Source organism: Dethiosulfovibrio salsuginis, from assembly GCF_900177735.1.
Classification (GTDB): Bacteria; Synergistota; Synergistia; order Synergistales; family Dethiosulfovibrionaceae; genus Dethiosulfovibrio; species Dethiosulfovibrio salsuginis.
In genome coordinates this window covers 64,788-91,399 of record NZ_FXBB01000002.1, presented here as the reverse complement: position 1 = coordinate 91,399, position 26,612 = coordinate 64,788, and the positions used below count along the sequence as shown (strand labels likewise).

23 protein-coding genes are annotated in these 26,612 nt (G+C 57.4%); 14 read left to right on the top strand and 9 right to left on the bottom strand.

What is annotated here, in order from left to right; all coding sequences use genetic code 11:
- Positions 1-56 precede the first annotated feature (56 nt).
- On the top strand, positions 57-1,844 hold the full coding sequence (locus B9Y55_RS02070) for a GGDEF domain-containing protein (protein WP_234986097.1): 1,788 nt from the start codon (positions 57-59) through the stop codon (positions 1,842-1,844).
- Positions 1,841-3,784: a methyl-accepting chemotaxis protein gene (locus B9Y55_RS02065; protein ID WP_085543694.1), complete on the top strand. Its 1,944-nt coding sequence runs from the start codon at positions 1,841-1,843 to the stop codon at positions 3,782-3,784. The genes B9Y55_RS02070 and B9Y55_RS02065 overlap by 4 nt, the downstream gene beginning before the upstream one ends.
- Here B9Y55_RS02065 and hydE read toward each other — a convergent pair.
- The 4 genes from hydE to B9Y55_RS02045 are packed head-to-tail and all read right to left on the bottom strand — an operon-like array spanning position 3,779 to position 7,875.
- On the bottom strand, positions 3,779-4,753 hold the full coding sequence (hydE, locus tag B9Y55_RS02060) for a [FeFe] hydrogenase H-cluster radical SAM maturase HydE (RefSeq protein WP_085543727.1): 975 nt from the start codon (positions 4,751-4,753) through the stop codon (positions 3,779-3,781). The two genes, B9Y55_RS02065 and hydE, sit on opposite strands and share 6 nt — an antisense overlap.
- Positions 4,753-5,976: a [FeFe] hydrogenase H-cluster maturation GTPase HydF gene (hydF, locus tag B9Y55_RS02055; RefSeq protein WP_085543693.1), complete on the bottom strand. Its 1,224-nt coding sequence runs from the start codon at positions 5,974-5,976 to the stop codon at positions 4,753-4,755. Before hydF ends, hydE begins: the two co-directional genes overlap by 1 nt.
- 15 nt (positions 5,977-5,991) lie before the next feature.
- Positions 5,992-6,534 carry a nitroreductase family protein gene (locus B9Y55_RS02050; RefSeq protein WP_085543692.1) on the bottom strand — a complete coding sequence of 181 codons (543 nt, stop codon included), beginning with the start codon at positions 6,532-6,534 and terminating at the stop codon, positions 5,992-5,994.
- A 15-nt stretch (positions 6,535-6,549) separates the two neighbouring features.
- Entirely contained in the window at positions 6,550-7,875 is a 1,326-nt protein-coding gene (locus B9Y55_RS02045; protein ID WP_085543691.1) for an MATE family efflux transporter, read from the bottom strand.
- Between the two features lie 198 nt (positions 7,876-8,073).
- On the opposite strand from B9Y55_RS02045, the gene B9Y55_RS02040 reads away from it, so the two are divergent.
- From B9Y55_RS02040 to B9Y55_RS02020, 5 genes are read left to right on the top strand one after another with little or no spacing between them, the layout of a single operon-like run.
- Positions 8,074-8,748, top strand: coding sequence for a corrinoid protein (locus tag B9Y55_RS02040; protein ID WP_085543690.1), 675 nt, complete (start codon positions 8,074-8,076; stop codon positions 8,746-8,748).
- Positions 8,735-9,829, top strand: coding sequence for a uroporphyrinogen decarboxylase family protein (locus B9Y55_RS02035; RefSeq protein ID WP_200806602.1), 1,095 nt, complete (start codon positions 8,735-8,737; stop codon positions 9,827-9,829). Before B9Y55_RS02040 ends, B9Y55_RS02035 begins: the two co-directional genes overlap by 14 nt.
- Positions 9,819-10,850 carry a uroporphyrinogen decarboxylase family protein gene (locus tag B9Y55_RS02030; RefSeq protein ID WP_085543688.1) on the top strand — a complete coding sequence of 344 codons (1,032 nt, stop codon included), beginning with the start codon at positions 9,819-9,821 and terminating at the stop codon, positions 10,848-10,850. Before B9Y55_RS02035 ends, B9Y55_RS02030 begins: the two co-directional genes overlap by 11 nt.
- A 1-nt stretch (position 10,851) precedes the next feature.
- Complete coding sequence (locus B9Y55_RS02025) at positions 10,852-12,603, top strand: ASKHA domain-containing protein (protein ID WP_085543687.1); 1,752 nt, start codon at positions 10,852-10,854, stop codon at positions 12,601-12,603.
- A complete protein-coding gene (locus B9Y55_RS02020) occupies positions 12,576-13,442 on the top strand; it encodes a uroporphyrinogen decarboxylase family protein (protein ID WP_234986092.1) in 867 nt (288 codons plus the stop codon). The genes B9Y55_RS02025 and B9Y55_RS02020 overlap by 28 nt, the downstream gene beginning before the upstream one ends.
- 35 nt (positions 13,443-13,477) lie before the next feature.
- Here the strand turns inward: B9Y55_RS02020 and B9Y55_RS02015 are convergent, their stop codons facing one another.
- From B9Y55_RS02015 to B9Y55_RS01995, 5 genes are all read right to left on the bottom strand, one after another.
- The gene (locus B9Y55_RS02015; protein ID WP_085543685.1) at positions 13,478-15,436 is read right to left on the bottom strand and encodes a [Fe-Fe] hydrogenase large subunit C-terminal domain-containing protein; all 1,959 of its coding nucleotides are present in this window, start codon (positions 15,434-15,436) and stop codon (positions 13,478-13,480) included.
- A gap of 70 nt (positions 15,437-15,506) precedes the next feature.
- Complete coding sequence (locus B9Y55_RS02010; RefSeq protein ID WP_234986091.1) at positions 15,507-17,273, bottom strand: NADH-dependent [FeFe] hydrogenase, group A6; 1,767 nt, start codon at positions 17,271-17,273, stop codon at positions 15,507-15,509.
- A gap of 18 nt (positions 17,274-17,291) precedes the next feature.
- Complete coding sequence (locus B9Y55_RS02005) at positions 17,292-19,088, bottom strand: NADH-quinone oxidoreductase subunit NuoF (protein WP_085543684.1); 1,797 nt, start codon at positions 19,086-19,088, stop codon at positions 17,292-17,294.
- 24 nt (positions 19,089-19,112) lie between these two features.
- Positions 19,113-19,511: a (2Fe-2S) ferredoxin domain-containing protein gene (locus B9Y55_RS02000; RefSeq protein WP_085543683.1), complete on the bottom strand. Its 399-nt coding sequence runs from the start codon at positions 19,509-19,511 to the stop codon at positions 19,113-19,115.
- Positions 19,512-19,524: 13 nt separating this feature from the next.
- Positions 19,525-20,007 carry an NADH-quinone oxidoreductase subunit NuoE family protein gene (locus B9Y55_RS01995; protein ID WP_085543682.1) on the bottom strand — a complete coding sequence of 161 codons (483 nt, stop codon included), beginning with the start codon at positions 20,005-20,007 and terminating at the stop codon, positions 19,525-19,527.
- Positions 20,008-20,314: 307 nt separating this feature from the next.
- On the opposite strand from B9Y55_RS01995, the gene B9Y55_RS01990 reads away from it, so the two are divergent.
- The 7 genes from B9Y55_RS01990 to B9Y55_RS01960 all read left to right on the top strand — a co-directional run bounded on the left by B9Y55_RS01990 (position 20,315) and on the right by B9Y55_RS01960 (position 26,598).
- Positions 20,315-21,520 (top strand): aminotransferase-like domain-containing protein, encoded by a 1,206-nt coding sequence (locus tag B9Y55_RS01990; RefSeq protein ID WP_085543681.1) that lies wholly within the window; start codon positions 20,315-20,317, stop codon positions 21,518-21,520.
- A gap of 145 nt (positions 21,521-21,665) precedes the next feature.
- Entirely contained in the window at positions 21,666-21,854 is a 189-nt protein-coding gene (locus B9Y55_RS01985) for a type II toxin-antitoxin system HicA family toxin (RefSeq protein WP_085543680.1), read from the top strand.
- Between the two features lie 28 nt (positions 21,855-21,882).
- Positions 21,883-22,284, top strand: a complete 402-nt coding sequence (locus tag B9Y55_RS01980; protein WP_085543679.1) for a type II toxin-antitoxin system HicB family antitoxin — start codon at positions 21,883-21,885, stop codon at positions 22,282-22,284.
- 64 nt (positions 22,285-22,348) lie between these two features.
- On the top strand, positions 22,349-22,492 hold the full coding sequence (locus B9Y55_RS13155; RefSeq protein WP_159448192.1) for an ATP-binding protein: 144 nt from the start codon (positions 22,349-22,351) through the stop codon (positions 22,490-22,492).
- Between the two features lie 488 nt (positions 22,493-22,980).
- Positions 22,981-23,979, top strand: coding sequence for an ABC transporter substrate-binding protein (locus tag B9Y55_RS01970; protein ID WP_085543677.1), 999 nt, complete (start codon positions 22,981-22,983; stop codon positions 23,977-23,979).
- A gap of 40 nt (positions 23,980-24,019) precedes the next feature.
- Entirely contained in the window at positions 24,020-25,645 is a 1,626-nt protein-coding gene (locus B9Y55_RS01965) for an ABC transporter permease (RefSeq protein ID WP_159448191.1), read from the top strand.
- A complete protein-coding gene (locus tag B9Y55_RS01960) occupies positions 25,615-26,598 on the top strand; it encodes an ABC transporter ATP-binding protein (protein WP_085543675.1) in 984 nt (327 codons plus the stop codon). Before B9Y55_RS01965 ends, B9Y55_RS01960 begins: the two co-directional genes overlap by 31 nt.
- The last annotated feature ends 14 nt before the right edge of the window (positions 26,599-26,612 follow it).

Below are 26,612 nucleotides of genomic sequence, written 5' to 3'. Positions count from 1 at the left end.
CCGAACTGAAACCCACCTCCTCTATGATCCTAGGGGAGGTGGTCTTTTTGGCCGTTATGTTGATGGACGATGCGATCTGTTGCGAGGGGGTTAGGACGGTGTTTCAGCCTGTTGTAGATCTCTTCGGCGGTCAGGTGTGGGGATACGAGTTCCTCTCCCGGGGCCGCCCTCCGGTAGAATCGGCCTGCGAGCTGTTCGACAGGGCGGAGCGAATGGGGGTTCTGTGGGAATTAGAGGAACTTTGTCGAGACTCTGCCCTTAAAACACTCTCTACGGTGATCGATTCGGAGGACAGAAGGGTGTTTATAAACGTGACTCCCTCGGTTTTTCTGAATGGAAAATTTCCTTCTTCTTTTAATCGTTCGATAGTGGAACAGATGGGCGTCAGATCGTCTCAGGTGGTGATAGAGCTTACCGAGAGACAGGAGGTCTCCGATTATGGCCTCCTATCCCGGCGGGTCGAGGAGATGAAGGAACAGGGCTTTCGTATAGCCATAGACGACCTAGGTGCTGGGCACTCCGGTCTTATAATGCTGGCATCCTGTATACCGGACTACATAAAGCTGGACATGGCCCTCATTCGGGATATCCACGAGGAGCCCAGAAAGCAGCACATAGTCCGATCGATGGTGGGGCTGGCCTCTCAGGTCGAGTCCAGGATTATCGCCGAGGGAGTTGAGACGAGACAGGAGCTTGAGACCCTGATGAGGCTGGGGATTCGCTTCGTCCAGGGCTACCTTTTCGCTAAGCCTTCCTGTGAGCCTTTCGAGGTCTCCCACTCTCAGAGGGATATGGTTCAGTCCATATGGGACGACCTCCAGGCCAGCGAGGGCGAGGCCCCGGACGGGCTCCTGTCCATGACAACCAGGGCCAGGGCCATGCAGAGGGACGAGATCTCCTGCAAGGACCTTTGGTACGTCATGAAAAACACCCCCGAGTTCGACCACGGAGTGGTCCTGGACGGCAAGACCCCGGTGGGATTGGTAACCAGAAACGACTTCGCGTCCAAGATGGGAGGGGCCTACGGCTTCCATCTATTCCAGAACAGGCCGGTAGAGGCGGCGGCGAAGAAAAACTTCTTGTCCGTGGGACACAGTTGCTCGGTCCGGCATCTTTCCAAGCTGGCTATGGAGCGGTGTCCAGACGCTATCTACGATCCAGTGGTGGTCGTGGACACCAGGGGCCACTATATGGGGACCGTGACCATGAAGCAGGTCATAGCCAGGTCGGCGGAGATAGAGGTCCGTCAGGCTCTGACGTGCAATCCTCTGAGCGGCCTTCCGGGAAACCAGGAAATTCAGCGGTGGATATCCAGATGTAAAGGCTGTGATTCGTCCTTCGCCCTGATATACGCCGATCTGGACCGTTTTAAGGAGTACAACGACACCTACGGCTTTATCGATGGAGACGGTCTTATAAAGCTCACCGCCTCGGTGCTTCAGGAGGGTTTCAGTGAGCTGGGAAGCAGAGTCTCCCTGGGACACGTAGGGGGAGACGATTTCGTGGCGGTGGTGACGGGAAATCTGCCCGAGGGATGTCTGGATTCGGTGTGCCGAGAGTTCGATAGACGAAAAAGAGACTTCTTTCACCAAGAGGACTGGGAGAGAGGTTTTTTCTCGTCGGTTAGCAGAAAGGGGGAGGTCTGTAAAGTTTCCCCTGTTACCCTCAGTTTAGCGGTGATAGAGAAGGATAATTTGGGAAAAGACCTCCATCCCGCCAAAATATCGGAGATAGCCGCCTGTTTAAAGCACAGAGCTAAACAGTTGACCTACGAGACCGGTCGAAGCGGGTGGGTCCAGGAACGAAGATTTCACGGAGATAGCTTGGGAGGAGGATTGTCATGACCCTTAAAAAAAGGCTCGTAACGATGGCCCTATCGGTATGCTTTTCCATGGCGGCATTGGCTTTTTTCTCCTCCCAGGGAGCCAGATCTACCCTGGTAGATCTTCTGGACAGCGGTCAGGTCCGTGAGAGCAGAGGAGCGGCAGCGGCGGTCTCAAACTGGTTTAAATCCCTGGAGAACGTGGTCACCACCGGGGCTAACAACCTTTCTTTCATGATAGAGGACCTGGGGCTACTTCCGGGGACCGCGGGAAACTACATGAGAAACCTTACCGAGGCCTCTCGTCCCATGGGGCTTACAGACCTGTACCTAGCGTTGCCAAGCGGTCAGTTCCTGGACGGAGGGGACTGGTTTTCCGAGGACGATTACGACCCAAGAGTCGAACATTGGTACGTTTCTGCGGAGAGTTCCGGTTCTGCGGTGCTTTCCTCTCCCTGGGTCTCTCCCAGGCTCGATGAGCCGGTTATGACATTGTCGGTGCCGGTCTACTCTCTCTACCAGGAAGGCAGGCTTTTAGGGGTTATGGGAGCGGACATACCTATATCCGCCCTTGATGCGGTGATTCCCTCGGATGGGGCGATTCTCCTGGGATCCTCCGGTGAGGTGCTGGCGGGCTCGGCGGAGGAAAAGGTGCTGTCAGCTGCGTTGGACCTTCACGGCAAAGACTCTCCGTCCGGTTTGGATCTGAGGTCGGAAGGTAAGGCATCACAGATATTTTCCTTTCCTCTACCGAGAGGAATGTCTTTGATAATGGTGTCCGACAGAGACGCCGTGTTCGCACCTCTCCGTAGAATGGACCGAATCCGGTGGACGCTGGTATCCGTGGCGGTCGTCCTGCTAGGCGTAGGTCTGGGACTATTCTGTCGAAAATTCATGTCCCAGATAGGGCTTTTGACCTCCGTCGCCGAGGCGGCCATCCAGGGGGACCTCACCGTAAGGTGTTCGATGACCGGAAGCGACGAACTCTCCAGGGTATCGCAGGCACTGGACTGTCTCATAGACTTTCAGAGGGACGTCCTGAGATCGCTGAAAGAGGGTAACGGCAGCATAATGTCCAGCTCTTCCGGTCTTTCCGCCATAGCTGTAAGAGTGGAGTCGGTTACCGCAGGGCTTCAGGAGGCCAGTGCTGTGCTGGTGGAGTCCATGGGGGACAGCATAGAGGCGGTCCAGACCGCTGAAGAGGGAGCTTGTTCGGTGACCGAAGGAGCCAAACAGGTAGCTTATTTAGCGGAAGAGACCAAGAGATCCTCCGATCGAACCTTTGAGCAGGCTCGTACCGCCAGAGGCCTCGCTCAGGAAAACGGTGAAGGGGTGGAGGTCATGTCCAAGGACTTTCTCTCGGTGTCCGATATCTCCGAGGACCTCAGGCAGGGAGCTCAGGGAATCGAGGCTTTTGTGGCGACTATAGGGGATATAGCGGACCAGACGAACCTGCTGGCCCTGAACGCCGCCATAGAGGCAGCGAGAGCTGGCGAGGCGGGAAAGGGGTTTTCGGTGGTAGCAGGGGAGATCAGGGCCCTTTCGGAGCAGAGCCGGGATGCGGCCAAGAGGATCAGGGATCTTTCCTCGTCTATGGTCAGAGGGGTCGGTCAGCTCAGTGAAATAGCCTCCGACGGAGGTTCGGTCGGTCAGGCCAACCTGGAGAGATCTCGAATGCTGTATAAGGCTCTCGAAGCCATAGCCGCCGAGGCCGCCGACGTGAGCGCTAAGGCGGCGGAGGTTTTGGATAGCTCTGAGAACCAGACCAGAAGCAACGGTCAGGTCTCCTCTATGCTCTCTAGCCTGTGTGAGGTCGCAAAAAGGTCCATGGCGAGGGCCACGGACCTGGAGAACTCGGTTATGGCCCTGTTGGAAGGGGTGTCGGGCCTGGGCCGGGAAAACGGAACCCTTGTAGAGCTAGCTGGACGACAGGAGGGCCTTATCGGCCGTCATCGTCTATGACGACCTTAAACCTATCGAAAGGGAATCCCCTCTTCCCATGTCCATGTGTCGACCTATCTCCCTTAGAGAGCGGTCTATCTCCTCAAGCTCCGGCAGATGGTCCATCTTGAGGGATGTCTTGCCGGGGTAGAGCTGATAGTGGTCCCTGTAGCATGGAGGGGTTATGTTGGGCATAAGGACGTTGGCCCCCGCCCCTAGCATGGCCTCCCTGCCGTTGGAGCACAGGGAACCTGCGGCGGTGGTCGCTGGGATGTTGGCGTAAGGGAGGGTCAACCTGAGGAGGGCGGTCATTTTGACCACATCCTCCATCGCCCCAGGAGAGCACTGGCCCAGGGGCGTCTGGGGGTTGGGGATGAAAGGACCGATCCCCACCATATCCAACCCCAGATCCCGACACAGGGCCAGGTTGCCCTGTCGGATCTCCTCGGTCTCACCAGGGAGGCCCACCATGAAGCCCGATCCCAGCTCTATCCCCGCCTCCCTCAGGTCAGACAGGGCCTGTATCCTTCTTGAAAGGGTTACACCGTCTCTCAGCTTTCGGTGGAGCTCCTGGTCGGAGGTCTCAAACCTCATCAGAAAGCGGTTCACCCCCGCCGAGGCCATGGACCGATAGTCCTCCGCCCCGAATATGCCGCAGCTCAACGTCACCGCCACATCGAAACGGCTCTTTATGGACTCAACGGTCCGGCAGAGCCTGGATGCGGTCCAGTCGGGGTCTTCGCCCCCCTGGAGCACCAGGGTCCTGAACCCCGCCCTGTACCCTCTCTCCGCCGCCTTCAGGATCTCGTCCTCGTCCATAGAGTAGCGGCGGATCTCCCTGTTATCCCGCCTAAGGCCGCAGTATAGGCAGTTTTGGCTGCACCGGTTTGTGTACTCCAGAAGCCCCCTCACCCACACCCCGTCGCCGTACTTTTCCCGCCTGACCCTGTCGGCCTGGGCCACCAGTATGGCGGTCTCCCTGTCGGTCATCAGCATGAGAACCCCCTGTAGAGAGCGTGTTCAACCGGGAAAGGCTCAAGGGCACGGGGAAGGAGGCCCTTTCCCCAGGCCAGGAATAGGCCGTAGTTGGTCCCCGGAACGCCCGCCTCCCGGAGGGTCTCTATCCGGTTCATCATGTCGTTTCTGGTGACCATACATCCGGCGCAGTTGATCACCAGATGGTACGATTTTAGTTCCTCCTTCGAGGGCATGTCCTGTTTGAGCTCAAAGGTCACGTCGGACCGGACTTTCTTCCTGAAGATATTAGGTATCTTCACAGTCCCTATGTCGTCGTTCATCCTGTGGTGTTTGCATGCCTCGAGCACGAGTATCTTGCCCCCTGAGGGGACCTCCGACAGCCTGGTCAGTCCCTCCACGAAAAAGGCCAGGTCCCCTTTCTTCCTGGCGAAAACTATGGAGAATGACGTCAGGAGCTGGTCTTTGGGCAGGATGGCCCCGACCTCCGAGAAGGCCTGGCTGTCGGTTATGACCAACGAGGGCCTCTCCTTGAGCCCACTGTAGCACTGGCTCAGCCTCTTCTCCGTGGAGATAGCCATGGTGCAGTCTTTGTCCAGAATGTCCCTTATGGTCTCCACCTGAGGCAGTATCATCCTGGCCTTAGGAGCGGAGGCATCTATAGGGGTTACCAAAAGCACCGTCTCCCCCGGTTGTACCAGTCCCTCAAGGGGAGTTATCTCCCTCTCTATGTGGGCGGAGAACCCCTGAAGGGCCATGTCCAGATCCTCCAGCCCTTGGCCCGTGTGGTTGTCCACAGATATCTTCCTGAAAGCCGGAGCGAAGTGTCGCTTTTCGTCGCACAGGCCCGAATCGGCGAAGGTGAGAACCACCAGGCAGGGAACCCCCCTTTCCCTCAGCTTCTCAGCAAGGCTAACCTCTCCGTCGGTAGGTGGGGTGTCGGACCTGGTCACGAACAGCACCAGGTCCGCCACGTCGAGCTTTTTGGAGCTCCTCTCCACCCTCATGGAGCCCAGCTGGTCCTCGTCGTCGTCGAAACCGGCGGTGTCAACCACCGACACGGGCCCTAACGGGCCCATCTCCATGGCGTGTACCACCGGGTCGGTGGTCGTCCCAGGCCTGTCCGATACTATGGAAGCCTCGGTCCTAAGTAGGTTGTTGGTCAGATAGGACTTTCCGCTGTTTCTGAGGCCGTAGACCACCAGGGTTATCCTCTCCGCTTTTGGCGTGCTCAACATGGTGTCGATCCCCCTCTAAAGGTATCGCCGGACCTGGTCCGGCTCCTTTCTGCTCTTAGCCCTGGTCCTGTCGTCGGGCCAGCCCAGGGTTATCATGACGTCCAGATGGGCGGATCTTTCAAGGCCCAGGGCGGACTTGACAGCTCTCTCGTTGAACCACCCTATCCAGCATGTTCCTAGGCCGAGCTCCGCCGCCTTGAGGGTCAGGTGGTCGGTGGCTATGGCCACGTCCATCATCTCGTAACGGACGTTTCTGATCAGCCCCGCCAGCCAGGGGGCCAGCTTCGCCCTCTTTAAGGTCTCCACCGCTATTATCACCGGGGCCTGGTCGATAAATCGGTTCATCCCCTGTCCGTACATCCCCGAGTTCATCGCCGACGCCACCGCCCGCCGGACCTTGTCGGAGCGGCAGACGTGAAAGAACCAAGGCTGGGAGTTACAGGCGCTTGGAGCGGTTCTGGCTGCCTCTAGGCAGGACTCCACCATGTCCTCCGGGACAGGGTCCGGGCGGTACTTCCTGACGCTACGCCTCGTCTTTATAAGGTCGTCGAAATCCATAATATCACTCCTTCTCTAAACCTCTCCCTGGAGAAACTCTCCAGAGGCTTTTTCCCCTAAAAGTCTCTTTCTGTAGTGAATCAAAAACCACAGGGTGAGAGCTGCCGCACCAAGGTCGGCGGTGGGGTAGACCAAAAACACACCCTGAAGGCCGAATATAGGGGGAAGGACCAGGGCCAGAGGGATCAAAAACAGGACCTGACGGCTCAGTGACATTATCATCGACGGTCTGGCGAGCCCCAGAGCCTGGAAGGTGGCGGTCCCTATTACCTGAAACCCCACCAGAAAGTAAAACGACAGGGCTATTTTGATGAATCGCTTGGACATGGCCAGTAGGGCCGGGTCGTCGGTGAACACCTTTACGATAGGATCGGGAAAGGCTATGAGCACTATGGAGGTGGCTATTGATATGGCGGAAGCCCCTATAAGCCCCAGCTCCACCGCCCTTTTGGCCCTGAGGACGTTTGTAGCTCCGTAGGCGTAACCCACCACCGGCTGAAGTCCCTGGGCTATGCCGAATATAGGCATTATGCTGAGGCTCATCAGTTTCTGGACTATCCCCTGGGCGGCTATTGCGTCGGTTCCTCCGTAGAGGCTTAGCCGGTTCAGTATTATAAGCCCCGCCACCGACTGGGCGGATATCCTGGCGAACTCCGAGCCCCCTACGGCCAGAACCTCTTTCACGATTCCCAGCCTGAGCCTGACGTTCTCTCTTTTCAAGGTTATAGAGCTACGGCCTGGAACGATGTAGTGGGCTAGAGCCCACGAGACCGTCACCCCTTGGGCTATCACCGTAGCGGTCGCCGCTCCCTTGACCCCCATCTTTAGGACGAAGATAAAGACGGGATCCAGGGCGATGTTGGTCAATGCGGAAAGAACCATGGTGAGCATGGCGATCTTGGCGTTGCCCTCCGCCCTTATGACGCAGTTCATGGTTATCCCCGATACCAGAAGCGGAGAGCCTAGAAAGATCGTCCCTAAGTAGTCGTGGAGGAAGGGCCTGATCTCCTCCGGTGCCCCTGTGAGGTCCGACAGGAAGGGCAGGATATTCCTGCCAAGTAAAGATACGGCGACCCCCGCTAAAAGGGCCATGATAAGGGCGTTCCCCAGGGCCCTTTCCGCCTTGCCCAGGTCCCCTGCTCCCAGGGAGCGGGAGACCAAAGAGGCGGTTCCCACTCCCACCAGCATAGCCAGAGCGTGGACTATAAACTGTATCGGAAAGGCTGCGGCCACCGCCCCAAGTCCTAGAGGGCCGACCCCTCTACCTACGAAAATCGTGTCTATTACGTTGTAGGACGCCATTACCAGCATTCCGGTCATGGCGGGAACCGACAGCTTCACAAGAAGCTTTCCTACCGGCTCGGTCCCTAAAAAGCTAGTTTTTTCCCCTATGATGGTATCCCCCTTTTCTCAATCGCCCTCCATTATAGCCTTTTTTGAGGGAGGGGGCCTGCCTCTTCGGTTGCTAGACCCTTTCCCCTAGGCGTATACTATTTAAGGCATAGTTTTTATGCCTTAAAGTATCGGGGAGGGATAAAGATGGAAAAGGAAGGAATGCTCAAGCAACTGGCTCAATCGGTGGTGGACATGGACGAAGAGGCTTCCGAGCAGCTATCCAGGGATTTCGTCGAGGCTGGGTTTGACGCATACGACGGCATAGCCTCTGGTCTGGCCCTTGGAATGGACGAGGCGGGGCGACTTTACGAGGAGGAGGAGTACTACATACCGGAGCTTCTGCTCTGCTCCGACGCCATGTACTCAGGGCTGGAGGTTCTAAAGCCCCACCTGAAGAAGGAGGACTCCTCCGATAGCCTGCGAGCCGTCGTGGGGGTCGTCGAGGGAGATACCCACGATATAGGTAAAAACCTCTTCAAGGTCATGCTGGAGACAGTGGGGTTTGAGGTGTTCGACCTGGGGAGGGATGTCCCCCCTAAGGATTTTGTGGATAAGGCCAAGGAGGTTGGGGCTCACCTGGTCGGTATGTCCACCTTGATGACCACCACGATGCCCAACATGCCTGTGGTTGTGGAGCTCCTGAAAACCCACGGTATGAGGGATAACACCGTGGTCATGGTGGGAGGTGGGCCGATATCACGAAGCTTCGCCCAGAAGATCGGCGCCGACGGCTACGCCCCGGAGGCATCGGCGGCGGCGAGACTGGCAAAGGAGCTAGTGATATCGAAGAGGGAGATCCTGAACCGTGCCGCAGTTTAAGGACCGTATGACCCCTCTTGAGAGGGGCAAGGCTATGGCGGCAGGGCAGCCGGTTGACCGTATTCAGTGCAACCCCAACCTGTCAAACGGCATAGCTCGCATATCGGGATGCAAAATATCCCAGTTCAACCACGATCCCAGGGCCCTGGCGGACGCTGTCATAGCGACCCATCGCCGTTTCGGAGGGGACGGCGCCAAGGTCTTCACCGACCTGTTCACCGTCGCCGAGGCAATGGGGGCAAAGATAAAGTTCCCAGACGACGACACCGCCGATCTCCTGGAGCCGGCTATCGACTCGGTGTCCAAAATAGACAGCCTTGAGCCTATAGACCCAGAAAAGGCCTGTCGTATTCCGATTCAGTTGAAAGCCATGGAGATGGTGGTGGAGGAGATAAGCTCGGAGGTCCCCTGCACCGCCCTGGTGGTCGGACCTTTTACCACCGCCTTCTTCCTGGTTGGGGTCCAAAACATGACCAGGCTGATGATAAGGGACCCAGAGTCGGTGGACAGGCTCTGCGAGCTTTCACTGGAGAGCACTGTCAGATACGTGGACGCCGCTATCGATCGAGGGATGGGAATATCCATAGCGGAGCCACTGTCTTCCTGCACGGTGGTCAGCCCGACCCACTTCCGTCGTTACGCCGCTCCTGCGGTGGGAAAGCTTCTAGGGCACATAAAGTCCAAGGGGATGGGGACCTCCATGCACATATGCGGCAAGACCGACGGTATATGGGAGGACCTGGCGGACATGGGGCTTAACGCCCTGAGCGTGGACAACGTGGTCAGCCTGCCCGACTGCGTCGCTAAAGTGGGCGACAGGATGAAGATAATGGGAAAGGTTGACCCCTCGTCGGTGGTGTTCGCTGGCACCAAAGAGGAGGTCAGAAAGGCCTGTCTCAGGGACATAAAAGACGGTTTCCGGTCGCCTAAGGGCTTTGCCCTCATGTCGGGCTGTGGCCTGCCGGTGGAGACTCCCGTGGAGAACATAGACGTCATGATGGACACAGCCAGAGAGTTGGGCTGGCCTCTGACGGAGGATAAAATCGACAGAGCACTGGAGATGGACAGGTATGACAGCTGATCTCTCCCCCCTGGAGCGGTTGACCAGGGCCATCCACCTTCAGGAGGTCGACCGTCCTCCCTGTATATGTCCTGGGGGCATGATGAACATGGTGGTCGAGGACGTGATGGACCTGACGAAGCGTCCCTGGCCCCAGGCCCACCTCACAGGGGAGGCCATGGCGGAGCTGGCGTCGGGCCACTATCCTAACGGAGGCTTCGAGAACTACGGTGTCCCTTTCTGTATGACGGTGGAGGCTCAGTCCATGGGTGCTCCCGTCTCCATGGGGGACCGTATCCACGAGCCAAGGGTGACCTCCTACGTCATAGACCGGTCTCAGGACTGGGATCGCCTCACACCTATAGACCCCTCCTCCGGCAGGGCCCTGGAGGTCTGTCGTGCCATATCCATACTTAAAAGCAGAGGGACGGAGGTCCCTGTGATAGCCAACCTGACCGGGCCGGTCAGCCTGGCGACGTCGCTGGTCGATCCGGCGGTGTTCTACAAGGACATCCGAAAGAACCCCTCCCACGTCGAGGGACTTATGAACCGGGTTACCGAGGAACTGATCCGCTTCGGCAGGGCCCAGCTCGAGGCTGGGGCCGATGTCCTCACCATATCGGACCCCAGCGGTACCGGGGAGATACTTGGGCCAAAGGCCTTTGAGACCTTCGCTATCCCATACCTTAACCGGATCCTCGATTCCCTGGCCCCCTTGGCGAAGGGAACCATCGTCCACATCTGCGGAAGACTTAAGGGAGTGGCCCACCTTCTGGGCGACCTGCACTGCGACTGTATCAGCTTCGACTCCATATCCTCAGCCAGGGATATAGCCAGCCACGTGGAGGGGAAATCCCTGATGGGGAACGTTAGTACCCTCGCCATAGAGACCGCCGCCCCGGGCCAGCTTCGGCTCCTCTGTCAGTCCAGCCTGAACCAGGGCATCCACGTCCTGGCCCCGGCCTGTGGGATAGGGGCGATGACCGCCCTCGACCAGGTCAGGACCATGGTCGACGTGGCTAAGAACAACAGGAGGGCCTGATTTGCCTGTCATAACGTTCGAGGGAGTCACCTGGGACTACGTTCCAGGTCCCTCCCTGCTTGATCTTCTGAGGAGGGGCCGAGTCAAGGTGGAAAGCCCCTGCGGTGGCAAGGGTACCTGCGGCAAGTGCAGGGTATTGGTGAACGGTGGCGGGCCGATCTCCGAGGAGGAGAGGACCTTTTTGACGGATCAGGAGATCCAGGATGGGGTTCGTCTCGCCTGTCTATGCTATCCCCAGGGGGACCTGGAGGTTCGACCATACGGCGAGGCCGAGAGGGGTCTGACGGTCTTAGAGGAAGGGGATATGCCTCCTATCTCGCTGGATCCGGCTGTGTCCTTTCGCGCTATAAAGCTCCCTATACCAACCCTCAGGGACGGAAAATCGCTGTTGGATCACCTGAGGTCCTGTATTGGGGTTACGGAGGCATCTCTGTCTCTTTTGAGGAGGATCCCTCAGGCCTTTAGGGCCCAGGAGGTCACGGCGGTGTCCCACCAGGGGAGGGTCATAGACCTGATTCCCTCGGAGGTGGACGACCTGTACGGCCTGGCGGTTGACGTGGGAACCACCACGGTAGTGGTGTCTCTGGTCTCCCTCTCCACCGGAAAGGTTCTGGGGTCGGCGGGCTCGATCAATCCACAGAAGGACTTCGGCCTGGACGTCATCTCTCGGATCCATCACGCCGATTCCGACGGGGGCCTTGAGGATATGAGGTCCGCCATAGTGACCTGTCTCAACGGCCTGGTTGACCAGGTCTGTGTGGACGCTAATGTCTCCAGGGACAGGATCTACGAGATGGCGGTGGGATGCAACGCAACGATGGAATCGTTGCTCCTTGGGATACACCCGGGATCTTTAGGGAAGGCCCCATTCTCCCCGGTGGTCAGAGAGGGCCTTTCGCTCTCCGCCGAGGAGGTGGGGTTAACCCTGGGCAACGGGGCCATGGTCTACTGTCTGCCAGGCGTCTCGGCCTATATCGGGTCGGACATAGTCGCCGGTATGCTGGTCACAGAGCTTGAGGAGGACAGGGGAATCAGGCTGTTTATCGACATAGGGACCAACGGCGAGATAGTCCTGTCCATAAACGGCGAGCTCAGTTCCTGCTCCTGCGCCGCCGGCCCCGCCCTTGAGGGGATGAACATAAGCTGCGGTATGAGGGCCTCCGAAGGGGCCGTAGAGTCGGTGTCACTGGACGGGTCTGTCTCTTTTGGGGTCATAGGGGGAGTTGAGGCGGTTGGCCTCTGCGGAAGCGGCATACTGGACGTACTTTCGGAGGTCGTAAGGCTCGGCATGGTTGGAAAGACCGGAAGGCTGAAAGAAGGGCCGTTGGTGGTCGATCAGGATGGAGCTAGGCGTCTGGTGCTCCAAAAGAGCCCTCCCATAGAGGTTACCCAGGGGGATATCCGGCAGGTCCAACTGGCTCGGGGAGCTATACTGTCGGGATTCCTATCCCTGCTGGAGGCCAAGGGCCTGACCATGGACGACCTGGACCAGGTGCTTATAGCAGGTCAGTTCGGTCGCCATCTGTCTGTGGAGAGCCTCACAGGGTCGGGGCTGATCCCTAAAGAGCTGAAAGACCGCATCCGCTACTGCGGAAACACCTCCCGAACCGGCTCTATGATGTGCCTCCTGTCCAGGTCCGCCAGAAAGAGGGCGGAATCCCTGGCCGGGCAGGTGGACTACCTTGAGCTTTCGGTCCTCGAGGGCTACGACAGGCTTTTCGCCAGATGTCTCCAGTTCGAGGTATCAAGATGAGGGCCTGTCCGGTAAACGCCAAGGGACCGGTCCCAGAGCCTCTGGCGTCACGGTTCCCCTTCCCGGAGGTCCATACCGATGGGGCGATAATGGCAGATCTCGCCATAGCCATAAAGGAGCTTAAAGGCGACGTCTACTGTTCAGTTCCCTTTTGCTCCACCGTGGAATCGGAGGCCCTGGGAGCGAAGGTCAAGCTGGGAGATCACACCTCCACCCCTCTCATAAGGGAAAACCCCTGGAACTCTCTTGACGAGGTCTCCATGCTGGAGTGGGACCCCCAAAGGGGAAGGATGGGGGAGGTCATGAGGGCTCTGTCGATCCTGGGGGATAGGGGGCTATCGACGGCCTTCAAGCTGACGGGACCCTTCACGACCATGATGAACCTGGTCGAGCCAAGGGGACTGTTCAAGGCCATCAGGAAGGACAGAGATGCGGTTCAGGGGCTTCTTAGGTCCATATCGGCCTACTCTCTGGCCTGTGCCCAGGAGGCCGTGACCCGAGGAGTCTCGGTTATCTCTCTGGCCGAGTCCTCCGCCACGACGGACCTCGTCGGGCCTAAGGTCTTTTCCGACCTGGTAGGTCCGGAGATCATGGAGCTCATGGAGGCCATGACACTTATCCCCGGAGACTGGTCGGGACATCTGTGCGGAAGGCTGTCCACTTCCCTCGAGGAGGGGGGCTTCATCGAGGTCAACAGGATCGACACCGGTAGAGGGCGATACGGTGACAACCTGGAAAAACTGAGAAAAGAGGGCGTTCGCTGGTTCTGCCACAGCTGTATCTCCATGACTCCCAAGGAAACCTCCCAAGCTTGGACCTTTAGAGCGAAAAAAGTATAGACAAGAGGCAGGCCCCAGGGCCTGCCTCTTCGGTTCTAATTGGCGGCGGTGTCGCTGTAAAGGTGGGATATCTCCGAGGTGATCCGTTTTGCCGATTCCCTCATGGTCTGGACCGACTCCTCGGTTTTCTGGGTCAGCTCGTTGGATCGGTATATTCCGTCGGTGACCTCTGATACGTGTCCCTTGACCACCTCGAATATCCTCTGGACGTTCTGGGTGGCGGGGGTTATCTTCTCCGCCTCCTCGTGGACCTTCTCCGCCAGCTTTCCAACCTCAATAGCTACGACGGAAAAGCCCTTTCCCGCCTCCCCGGCGTGGGCGGCCTCTATGTTGGCGTTCAGGGCCAGGAGGTTGGTCCTGATGGACGTGGCGTTTATGGAGCCGATTATCGGCGGGAAGGTGTCCAGTAGCCTCTCCGCCTCGGTGGCCTTTATGGTCAGCTCCGACGACGATTCCTGATTTTGGGCCAAAAGCTCGCTTAATGTCCCCATCATCTCAGAGACCTGGTCTATGCCTCTCTCCAGGGTGAGGATATGTTCCGCTACCTCCCCTGCCAGAAGCCTGTTCCTCTCCATGTCCCTCTCTATCCTGATTCTGGCCTCCGTGGCCTCTTTGCTCTTCTCCTCCGCCCTGGCGTCGGCCCCCGCTCTCTCCTGCTCCACCAAGGTTTTTGTCTCGTTCAGGCTGTGTACCACGTAGTGGAGGCAGTTTTCCGGCTTGTTCAGGCCGTTGAAGATGGCTACCGCCATTTTCTCGCAGGAACCGTAGCCACAGGCCCCGCAGTCGTAGATGTCTTTCTCCGAACTCTTTCCCATAGAGATGTACACCTGTTTGAGCTGGTTTTCATCGGGGATGGATATCTTTGAGGCCTGAGATCGATCGGAATAGGCCCTCCTGTAAAGATCTCTCTCCCAGTGGCGATCTACCTGTCTTTTGAATCGCCACCTTTTTAGCCCCAGTCTCCAGGAACCTCCGTGCCTTTTTTTCGCCGCTTCCGCCCTTCGGTGTACTCTGGCCTCAAGGGTGTCTATAGGCAGATCGAGCCTGGGGGTTCCAGGCCCTCCGTTGCATCCCATGGTGCAGCTCAGACAGTCTATCACCAGAGGGGAATCGCCTGAGTCTATGGAGCTTCTGAGGCTGGAGAAGTAGTCGTAGACCACCTCGGGCCCCTCTATCTTTCTGGCGTTGTCGCCTATTCCTGGAACCTCCCGTTCCATGGTCTGGACCAGGCCGCCAGGGGCGGGAAAGAGGACAGCCCTCTCCGCCGAGGGGCCGTCGTAGGCGGTTTCCTTAAACGAGCGAAGGGAGATCCCTGCCTTTTGTAGAAAAGAGTTTATAGAGTTAAAAGTGACGTTGTAGTTTACCAGTCCTATGGAATCGAACTCGTGCTTTTTTGCCAGACAGGGCGATATAGCCGCCACCTTATGACCTCTGTACTGGGGAAAGAACCGTTGGATCATCTTCACCGTATGGGCCATAGGACTGTCCACAGGGGCCAGGTTCGGTATCAGCTCGGGGTGATAGATCTCCACGAAGGACACTATGGCGGGACAGGGCTGGGTTATGACGGTTCTGGGCCTGTCCCTCCTGACGTGATCTACGTAGCTTTTCACCGTCAGCTCCGCTCCGAAGCTGACGTCGAAGATTCCGTCCACCCCGATGGACTTTAACCATCCGTTAAGCCTTAAGGCGTCGTCTCCGAAGGTGGCGAATACCGCAGGGGCGACTATAGCTAGGACCTTTTCCCCCTTTTTAATGGAGTCCATAAAGGGCTGGAAGTCGTCTATTCCGTATCTGGCTCCCTGGGGACAGGCCTCTATACACTTTCCACAGCCTATACAGGCCTGATGGTTTATGGAGACGTGGTCGTTGCTTCCGTCGTTGCAGAACTTGACTGGGCAGGCGGCGATGCAGGCGTGGCAGTTGTTGCATCTGTCTGTATCTATGCCTATTACCGCCGATTGTTCGCTAGGGCTTCTTAACTGTGCCGACAAGGGAGGCTCCTCCTCTTTCTAACAAAAAAAGGGGGCGACTCCTCTCAGAGCCGCCCCCTTCATCGTCGAATCAGATCTTGTGCCGTTTGAAGTAGTGGGTGTGAAGAAGGTGGTGTGCCTTCTCGCCTAGAGGCTTACCCAGATACTCCTCGTAAAGGGCCTTGATCGAGGGGTTCTCGTGGGACTTGCGGATGGGCTTGCCCTCGTCCTCTCGGTAGAGAGCCTGGGCCCTCTTGGCGACTATCTCCATGTGTCCGTGGTGATAGGGCTGGCCCCCTCCGCCGACGCAACCGCCGGGACAGGCCATGATCTCTATGGCGTGGAACGGCTCGACCTCGTTGTTTCTCACGGCGTCCAGAAGTCGTCTGGCGTTGCCCAGGCCGTGGGCTATGCCTATGTGAAGGACCAGGTCCCCCACCGGGATCTTGGCCTCACGGCATCCATCAAGTCCCCTGAGAGACTCGAAGTCGACTTTGTCCAGCTCCTGACCGGTTGCCCACTCGGCCGCCGAGCGGACCGCCGCCTCTATGACTCCTCCTGTGGTGCCGAAGATGACCGCCGCTCCTGTGGAAGCTCCCATCGGATCGTCGAAGTCCTCGTCGGGCAGGTTTCTGAAGTCGATGTTGGCCTGCTTTATCATGTGGGCCAGCTCTCTGGTGGTGATGGACAGGTCCACGTCGGGGTTGCCGTCGACGGAGAACTCCTCTCTGGCGCACTCGTATTTTTTGGCCAGGCAGGGCATGATGGATACGACGACCATCTTGTCCCTGGGGATTCCCAGTTTCTCGGCGTAGAAGCTCTTGGCTATCGCACCGAACATCTGCTGAGGCGACTTCGCCGTGGAGGGCACGTCCATGAGATCGGGATACTGATGCTCGAAGAACTTGACCCAGGCGGGGCAACAGGAGGTCAGTATAGGCAGCTTGACCGACGTGTCTCCCTCCAGGTGTCTGGTGAGACGGTCTAAGAACTCGCTGGCCTCCTCCATTATGGTGAGGTCGGCGGCGAAGTCGGTGTCGAAGACGTGGTCAAATCCCAAGGTCCTCAGTGCTGCGGCCATCTTGCCGGTGACCAAGGTCCCCGGTTCGTAGCCGAACTCCTCGCCTAATGCCGCACGGACGGCGGGAGCGGTCTGTACCACCACTACCTTATCGGGATCCGCAAGGGCCTCTATGACCTTCCAGGTGTAGTCCCTCTCCACCAACGCTCCGGTGGGGCATACCGCCACACACTGACCGCAGAAGGTGCAGACCGACTCGTCGAGAGGCATCTCGAAGGCCGGCGATACCACCGCGTCGAATCCTCTGTTTATTCCCGATAAGGCCCCTACTGTCTGAACCTCGTTGCACATGGTCTCGCAGCGGCGGCACATGATGCACTTGTTCATGTCCCTCTCGATCGCCGGGGATACGTCTTTGACGTAGGTGCTCTGGGCCCCGTGCTCGAAGCGATTCTCCCTGAGGCCAAACTTCTCCGCCAGGTCCTGTAGCTCGCAGTTGCCGCTCTTGGCGCATACCAGGCAGTCTTTCGGGTGATCCGAGAGCAGAAGCTCCATTACGGTCTTTCTGGCGTTCAGGACCCTGATGGTGTTGGTCTTTATGACCATGCCGTTGGTGGCCGGAGTAGCACAGGATGGAGCCAGGTTGCGTCGTCCCTCTACCTCCACCACGCAGATACGGCAGGAGGCCGCTTTGTTGACCATAGGGGTCCCCTCCAGGTCGAGGTGACACAGGGTTGGGATATTTATGTCCAGTTTCTTGGCGGCGTCCAGTATGGTGCTCCCTTCGGGAACCGATACAGGCCTGCCGTCGATGGTCAGGTCTATCATCTTGCTCATATTGGTCACTCCCTCCGGTTATCCCTTTAAAATTGCGCCGAACTTGCAGGTGTCCACACAGGCACCGCACTTGACGCATTTTTCCTGATCGATGACGTGAGGCTTCTTCACCGATCCCGAGATGGCTCCGGCGGGACATATCTTGGCGCACATGGTGCAGCCTATGCACTTGCTGGGATCTATGGTGAAGGAGAGCAGCTTTTTGCACCTTCCCGCAGGGCACTTGTGGTCCTTGACGTGGGCCACGTACTCGTCCCAGAAGCTGTTAAGGGTGGACAGCACCGGGTTAGGAGCGGTCTGTCCCAGTCCGCAGAGGGAGGTGTCCTTTATTACGTTGGACAGGTCCTTCAAGGTCTTGAGGTCCTCCATGGTGCCCTTGCCGTCGGTGATCTTCTCCAGTATCTCGTGGAGCCTCTTGTTGCCCACCCGGCAGGGGGTGCACTTGCCGCAGGACTCCTCGACGGTGAACTCAAGGTAGAACTTTGCCACCGCTGGCATACAGTCGGTGTCGTCGACGACGATCATACCGCCCGAGCCCATCATCGATCCAGCGGCCAGGAGGTTGTCGAAGTCTATGGGGGTGTCCAGGTCCTTCTCGGTGAGACATCCGCCGGAGGGGCCACCGGTCTGGACGGCTTTAAACTTCCTGCCGTCTCTGATACCTCCGCCTATCTCGAAGATAACCTCTCTGAGTGTGGTTCCCATGGGGACCTCCACCAGGCCGACGTTGTTTACCTTGCCCGCCAGGGCGAAGACCTTGGTTCCCTTGCTCTTCTCGCTGCCTATAGAGGAGAACCAGTCCGCTCCCTTAAGGAATATGGCTGGAACGTTGGCGAAGGTCTCGACGTTGTTGACGTTGGAGGGCTTGCCCCAGAACCCCTTCTCCGCTGGGAAGGGCGGCTTGCTCGTCGGCTCGCCTCTCTCTCCCTCCATGGAGTGGATCAGTGCCGTCTCCTCGCCGCAGACGAAGGCTCCCGCCCCGTAGCGGATGTCTATGTCGAAGGAGAAGCCGCTTCCCAGGATATTATCTCCAAGAAGGCCGCTATTTCTGGCATCCTCTATGGCTCTGCGAAGCCTCTTGACCGCCAGAGGATACTCGGCGCGGATGTAGACAAGGCCATTGTTGGCCCCTATGGCGTAACCACAGATGGTCATGGCCTCAACTATGGAGTGAGGGTCTCCCTCGAGGATGGACCGGTCCATGAAAGCGCCCGGGTCTCCCTCGTCGGCGTTGCATATGACGTACTTGCCGTCGTCGGAGTGGAACTTTGACGCGAACTCCCACTTGAGCCCTGTGGGGAAGCCGCCGCCCCCACGGCCTCTGAGGCCCGACTTTTTCATGACATCGATGACCTCTGCTGGGGTCATGGACTCAAGGATGTTGCCTAGAGCCAAGTATCCGTCCTGGGCGATGTATTCGTCTATGTTCTCAGGATCGATAAAGCCGCAGTTTCTGAGGGCTATCCTCATCTGCTTCTTGTAGAAGTCCATGTGCTTCGAGTCAGAGACATGCTCTGCGGTGTTAGGATCGGTGAAGAGAAGCCTGTAGACCTTACGTCCCTTGACTATGTGCTCCTCGACGATCTCCTCCACGTCCTCCGGGGTGACGCTGACGTAGAAGGTGTTGTCCGGGGCTATCTTGACGATAGGTCCTTTCTCGCAGAAGCCGAAACAGCCGGAGGTGATCACCTTGATCTCCTGGTCCAACCTACGCTCGGCGAGGCACTTCTTGAAGTTATCTATGATCTCCTGACTTCTTGAGGAAAGACAGCCAGTTCCACCACAGACCAACACGTGCATTTTTACGTTGCTCATCGAAAAACTCCCCCTCAACCTGGCTTACTCGTGGATGGTCTTGTAGGCGGTCGGAATTATCCCGTCCACAAGCTCTCCGTTGAGGATGTATTTTTCGACTATCTCGGCTACTCGCTCCCCGGCGACGTTTCCGAAGACCACAGGGTCCTGTCCAGGACGGGTTATCTCCACCGTGGGCTCGCTGTGGCAGTAGCCCATGCAGCCGGTCTGGGTGAAGACCACGTTATCAAGGCCTTTGTCTCTCGCCATCTCCATCATGGAGGAAAGGGTCTCCCTGGCCCCTGCGACTATGCCGCAGGTTCCCATGCTCACCTTGATCTCGATGAGGTCTTCGATGTTCTGACCCTTTTCCCTGAGATCGGTGGCAGCCCTTTTCTGATCCCTTAACTTCTTAAGCTCGTCCAGAGATTTGATGTTTGTCATGACCGAACCCCCTCTACTCGGCGTACTCCGCCAGTATTCCAGCCACTTTCTTGGCGTCGACCCGTCCGTAGACCTTCTCTCCGATGATTACCACCGGAGCGAGGCCGCAGGCTCCCACGCAACGCAGGGTGTCCAAGGAGAATTTTCCGTCCTCAGTGACCCCTCCGACCGGAATGCCAAGCTGGCGGGATAGCTCGTGGACCACATCCTCCGCCCCTCTTACGTAACAGGCGGTTCCCATGCACACCGAGATAGGGTGCTTGCCCTTAGGTGTCATGGTGAAAAACGAGTAAAACTTGACGACGCCGTATACCTTGGCCAGAGGCAGGTCCAGCTTCTCTGCGATGAATTCCTGGACCTCTCTAGGCAGGTAGCCGAAGATCGACTGAGCTTGGTGGAGAACGGTTATAAGCTCCCCCTTCTTGCTCGGCAGGGCATCGATGAACGCCCCGAGATCATCGTACCCCTTGTTGGTGCAACACGTGCAACTGTCCATGTAGTTCCTCCCCTTCCGTGTTCGTGGAAAACCGGACTATGTGATTGGAATAGCATAACCAATGCTGTACCAATGATAACACCAGAACGGCCTGGAAACAAACGGGAAAAGGGAAATACTTTGTATATTTTGGGATGAGTCAGATGAGAGGTTTTTTTGAGCAAGAGCGACAAAGAGTTATGTTTATAAAACTTTATTCTCGAGCTCTTGCGGTGACCGCCTTGAAAGCTCTAAAAGTGGTTTAGAAGGGGCCATTTTCGCTCGTAGGCTGTATAATGGCCCGAAATCCTGGAAAAGAGGTGTTACCATGCCAGAGTTTGCGGGCCGTATGGCCCAGATGGCTAAATCTGCGGCGATAATAAGGAATCTCTTCGGGGCCATGAACGATCCTGGGATAATCTCCTTCGGAGGAGGGGCCCCGGCGAAGGAAGCCCTTCCGGTTGAGCTGGTTCGGGAAATAGTGAACGACGTCATGACCAGGGAGAAAAGGGGTATAGAGTCGTTGCAGTACGGCCCTGTGCCAGGACTGGCGGACCTCAGAGAGGTGGTCGTCGAACACCTGTTGACCCCTAAGGGAGTCTCGGCCAATCCCGACGAGGTGGTAATAACCACCGGAGGCCTGGAGGGCATGAACCTCCTCTGCCAGCTCTACATCGAGCCAGGGGACGTCATACTTGTGGAGTCGCCCACATTCGTCCAGTCGGTGGAGATCTTCGAGATGTTCCAGGCCCGGTGCGTCAGCGTCGCCATGGACGACGACGGAATGGTGACCGACGATCTGGAGGCCAAGATACTGAAATATCGCCCCAAGATGGTATACGTCATCCCCACTTTCCAAAACCCCACGGGCAGAACCCTCTCCCTGGAGAGACGAAAAAAAATAGCCCAGCTGGGGAGCGAGCACGACGTCATAATCTTGGAGGACGATCCCTACCGGGACATCCGCTACAGTGGGACGGACCTGCCGCCGATAAAGTCCTTTGACGAGACGGGACACACTGTGTTGGCCAACAGCTTCTCGAAGATATTCTCCCCTGGCAGCAGGCTCGGTTACGTCCTGGCGAAGCCGGAGATAACCGCCAAGATAATAGATGCCAAATCGGCGACCAACTCCCACACCTCTATGCTTCCCCAGGTCGTCTGCGCCGAGTTCTTCAAGAGGGGCCACTATCCCGAGCACCACAGGGCGATGTGCGAGCTCTACCGCCATAGGCGGGACGTGATGATAGAGTGTATAGACAAATTCTTCCCCGAGGGAACCAAGAGGACCTTCCCCGACGGAGGCCTTTTCACCTGGGCTGAGATCCCAGGGGGGATCAACACCACCGACCTGCTCGTGGAGGCCACGTCGAACCCGGACGTAAAGGTCGCCTACGTGGCTGGAGAGGGTTTCTTCATAGAGGGCAACGGAATGGGAAGCGACTGCATGAGGATAAGCTTCGGAGGTGTAACCGAGGATAATATCCGCCTCGGAACCGAGAGGTTGGGAAAGCTGATAGGGTCCAAGCTGTAATCGTTGTGACGGCGACTGTGCCGGCGGCCCATTAGGACCGTCGGCTTTTTTTAGCAATCGTCCTTGTCTGTTCTCCTATCGTTACGCTCTTTATTGACACGTGTGAATATACGTGTAGAATGAAGGGGCTAGAGGAGGCGACGATATGCCTTACAGTTCGAGGGAGATTATCAAACTTATTAAGGATGATGGCTGGTTTCTAGTCGATGTAGAAGGTAGCCATCATCACTTCAAGCACGCTGTTAAGCCAGGTAGGGTTACTGTTCCTCATCCCAAGAAAGATCTACACCCAAAGACAGCTGCCAGTATTCTAAAACAGGCTAGGTTAAAGTGATTTATCCTTTTTGAAAGGAGGCAAAATTATGAAAGATACGTATATCTATCCTGCTGTGTTTACCTGCGATGACGACGGTTATGCTGTCGAATTTCCCGATCTTCCCGGTTGCGTCTCCTGTGCTGACAGCGAGGCCGATGGGATTAAAAAGGCCAAGGAGATCCTCTCCTGGCATCTATGGGACATGGAGCGAAGCGGTGAGATCATCCCTGAGCCTTCCCCTGTAAAAGAACTTGCCACAGGTTTAGGTGAGAACGAATACCTAGTGGTAATAGAGGTGTTCATGCCTCCCTATCGCTACGCCAAGCATAACAAAGCCACAAAGGTAACCACAACTATTCCTATGTGGATGAAGGTCCAGGCGGATCAGGCTAGACTGAACTACTCAGACCTCCTTAAAGACGCTATCCAGGAAAAATTACGGCTGTAAGACAAGGGCCCCGACACACCTGTCGGAGCTTGGGTATATTTTCCCCGATGAGGGAGGGGACTGTATGAAGTTCAGCGTTTTGAATGTAGGTCAGTTTGCAGATGTATCCGTTGAATTTGGAGATCTTACCCTTCTGGTCGGTGCTCAGGGAACGGGGAAAAGCGTTTTTTGCAGCTTTTCAAGCTCTCTCAGGATCAGGAGTATGTAAAAAGCACGGTTACTACTCACTCCTCCAATGTCCTGGATATCGTTTGGGCTATCGATGCGATCAAGGGGCAGGGGATAGATCAGGGCTCGAAGATCAGGCTTATATCCCAACTGCTCGATCTCCCCTATAGCAATCCTGGGATCTCCAAGATGATAACTCAGGCTTTGGGGCTCGATTTCAGGACTCATAGCTTTTATTACGAGGGAGACCGGGTTTACTCTAAAGATATCTCATCCCTTGATCCTAGTGACGATGACGAGACCGTGGCGGGCTGGGGTGGTTTGGCTGCCTATAGCGGACGAGTTTCCGATGTCGTGGCCGAGACCGTTAGGATGTCTATAAATGGCTAAGCTGGAGTCTCAATTTCGACGAGCGGTAGAGGCTTGTTCCACTTTAAGGTCAAGTCGAAATAGTCGATCGCCTGTGGATCAAACCAGAGATTCTGATATAATCCTCCTTGCGACACAGAATAAAAAGGAGGAATAATCATGATAAAAAGGATATCTATTTTTACCCTGACCATCACGGTGCTCATATCGTCCATGTCAGGGGCCTTCGCAGATGAGGGCAAGCTGAACATGTACGTGGCCTACGGCAAGCCCGAGCTTATAGCCTCGGCGTTTGAGAAGGCCACTGGCATAAAGGTCGAGTTCCTGCCTATGTCGTCCGGCGAGGTCCTGACCAGGCTGAAGGCGGAGAGCGCCAACCCAAGGACCGACATCTGGCTTGGCGGTGGCTCCGACGCCTTCATCCAGGCCAAGGCCGACGGCCTGATAGTTCCCTATCTCTCCCCTAACTCCGAGAGGGTAAACCAGGCTTTCAGGGACCCTGAGGGCTACTGGACCGCCGTGTCCCTGGTCGTGGTAGGGCTTCTGGTTAACACCGACAGGGCTCAGTCCAGAGGGCTTGCGGTCCCCTCCAAGTGGGAGGATCTGGCGGATGGCGCCTTTAAGGACGAGGTTATCTCCTCCAATCCCAGGACTTCCGGTACCGCCTACACCACCGTCTCGGGCATACTACAGCTTTTCGGTGAAAAAGAGGGCTGGAGCTATCTGGACAGGCTCTACGGAAACATCCCCTTCCTGGAGAAAAGCGGAAGCACCCCCGGAACCAAGACGGTCCAGGGCGAGTTTACCGTGGGTCTTGTTCCCGATCCTCACAGCATAAAGATGAACAACCCCGACGCTACGGTGGTCACGGTGTTCCCTGAGGACGGAGTCCTGGCTTGGCCCTCCCCTGTGGCCATAGTCGCCGGCACAAAAAACATGGAGGGTGCGAAGAAGTTCGTCGATTGGTCGCTATCCCCGGAGGGACAGAAGGTCCTCATGGAGGCCAGCCCCAGGGTCCCCGCCACCGATATCGAGCCGTCCTCCGGAGTCCCCAGCCTGAAGGACCTGAACCTGGTTCCCTACGATCACCTGAAGTGGGGAGAGGCCAGGGACTCGGTCCTCGAGGAGTTTGGAAGCCGCTATCCTCACCTGAACTGATCGTCCAGGTGGCATGACCTATTACTCAAGGAGGAACGCCGTGTTACTTCCCACGGCGTTCCTGGCTTTTTTGCTGCTCTTCGTCCTTTATCCGTCGGTCATGGTCCTCATGAGGAGCTTCTCCCACAAAGGAAGCCTGGGGTTGGACAACATGGTGGCTTTTTTCACTAAACCCCACATGGTAAAGATACTGTGGCAGAGCGGAGCGGTCGCGGCCTTCGTCGCCGTGGCCTCCACCTTGATGGGGAGCTGTCTTGCCCTGGTCTCCTTCAAGACCTCCATGGCCTTTAAGGGGCTTTTCAGGACCGCTGCTGTGGTTCCTCTTGTCATACCGGGGTTCGTCGCCTCTTTGTCATATATCTTCCTGTTCGGTCGAAACGGCCTCATAACCTATAAGCTCCTGGGGCTGAACCTGTCCATATACGGCTGGCACAGCGTGGTGCTGGTCCAGATAATGAATCTGACCACCACCGCCTTTTTGATAATGTCCGCGGCCATACTTTCCATCGACGATCAGGCGGAGGACGCCGCCAGGACCCTAGGGGCCTCGGAGTGGGAGGTCTTCAGCACCGTGACCCTGCCCCTCCTCAGGCCAGGAGTGCTGGCCTCCATGGTGTTGGTGTTCATGAAGTCCATGGCCGATTTCAGCACGCCCCTGTTCTTAGGCGGTCGGTTCACCAACCTGGCCGCCGCCTCCTATTCACAGCTGATAGGCTCCTATAACCTGGAGATCGCCGCCACTATGAACGTCCTGCTCCTGTCGGTGTGTCTGGTGGCCTTTTGGATCTTTAATAAGGTCAAAGGAGCCGGAGAGGGTTTTCGTCGCTCCGTGGGCGGACGTAGAAAGAATATCCAGTTTCCTCCTGCCATAGCCGCAACCATGTGGTCCCTTTCCATGGCCTTCTCCACCCTGGTCTATATGCTCCTTCTGTCGGTCTTTCTGGCGGCCTTCACCAAGCATCTAGGAGCCAACTTCGGCCTGACCTTGGCCCACTTTCAGGAGGGGTTCCAGAGGGGGTTTAGAGGGATGGTGAACACATTTATCTTCGCCTCCGCCACCGCCGCCGTTACCGCCACCGCAGGGATGGCTGGGGCCTGGCTCATAACCCGATCCTGTACGGCAAGGAGGCTTCTGGATCTGCTGTCCACCGCCCCTGTGGCCGTGCCTGGGACCTTTTTCGGGGTGGCCTATATCCTGGCCTTCAACAGGCCTCCTCTGCTCCTAGCTGGGACCTGGACCTTGGTCCTGATCCTCTCGGTGGTCAGGGAGCTACCCTTGGGTATAAGGTCCGGCGTCAGCGTCCTGGAGCAGCAGGATCGATCCATCGAGGACGCCGCCTCGACCTTAGGGGATTCCGCCGTCGGCACATTTTTCAGGGTGACCTTGCCTTCGGTGAGGCCCGCCATGGTGGTTACGGCCCTACACTCTTTCGTGGCGTCGGTCCAGGCGGTTGGGGCTTTGATATTCATAGTCTCCCCGGGCACTAAACTGCTGTCCATCGACGTGTTCGAGGCGGTGTACAAGGGACAGATAGGGCCAGCTGCCGCCATGTCGGTTGTGATGATAGCCCTGTCACTGGCCGGTATCGCCGGGATAACGGTCATATCGTCAAAGAGCAAAGGAGGTGGAACATCTTGGGGAGAGAGCCTGCGAAGGGCGGCCTAGAGGGCCTTCGTCTGGAGAGGGTCAGCAAGAGTTACGGTGAAACCCCGGTTCTGGAGGACTTCAGCCTTGAGGTTCCCGTGGGACAGGTATGCTGTCTCCTTGGGCCGTCGGGATGCGGAAAGACCACCGCCCTCAGGATAACCACCGGTCTGCTGGAGCCCGACCGTGGTGGGATATTTCTGGGAGGAAGGGATATTTCCCCTCTGCCGCCTGGCCGGAGAAACATAGGAATGGTGTTCCAGAACTACGCCCTTTTCCCCCATCTGGATGTGGCGGAAAACGTCGCCTACGGCCTGAGACGAAGGAAGCTGAGGGAGTCGGAGATAGACGAAAAGGTGTCCACCATTCTGGAGCTGGTCAGGCTGGAGGGCTACGGCGGCAGGAAGGTCTCGGAGATATCCGGTGGGCAGCAGCAGAGGGTTGCACTGGCCAGGGCCCTGGTGGTGGAGCCGGAGCTGCTCCTTCTGGACGAGCCCCTGTCCAACCTGGACGCCAGGCTCAGGTCGGATCTGAGGGAGGACCTTCGGTCGGTGTTGGAGCGGCTGGGGGTCACCACGGTGTTCGTGACCCACGACCAGGAGGAAGCCATGGGCATCGCCGACCGTATAGTGGTGATGAACGCCGGGAAGATAGAGCAGCAGGGATCGCCGGAGGAGCTGTACAGAAGGCCCTCAACACCCTTCGTCGCCGACTTCCTGGGCAGGGTAAACAGGGTAATACTGCCGAATCTGGGGGAGGTCTCGTTGAGGCCGGAAGCCATAAAGCTGGTCCCGTCCGGGGAGGGGGCCCTTTCCGGTCGGGTGTCGAAGAGGACCTTCATGGGCCCCTCGGTTCGTTATTCCGTCGTCCTGGAGTCCGGGGAGACCTTGACGGTGGAGGCCGCTGGCGATGGGCCCGGTGTAGGTGAGCCTGTTGGGCTGTCCTTTCCCCCTGAATCGATACTGGCCTTTTAAGCTGAGCCGTCGGG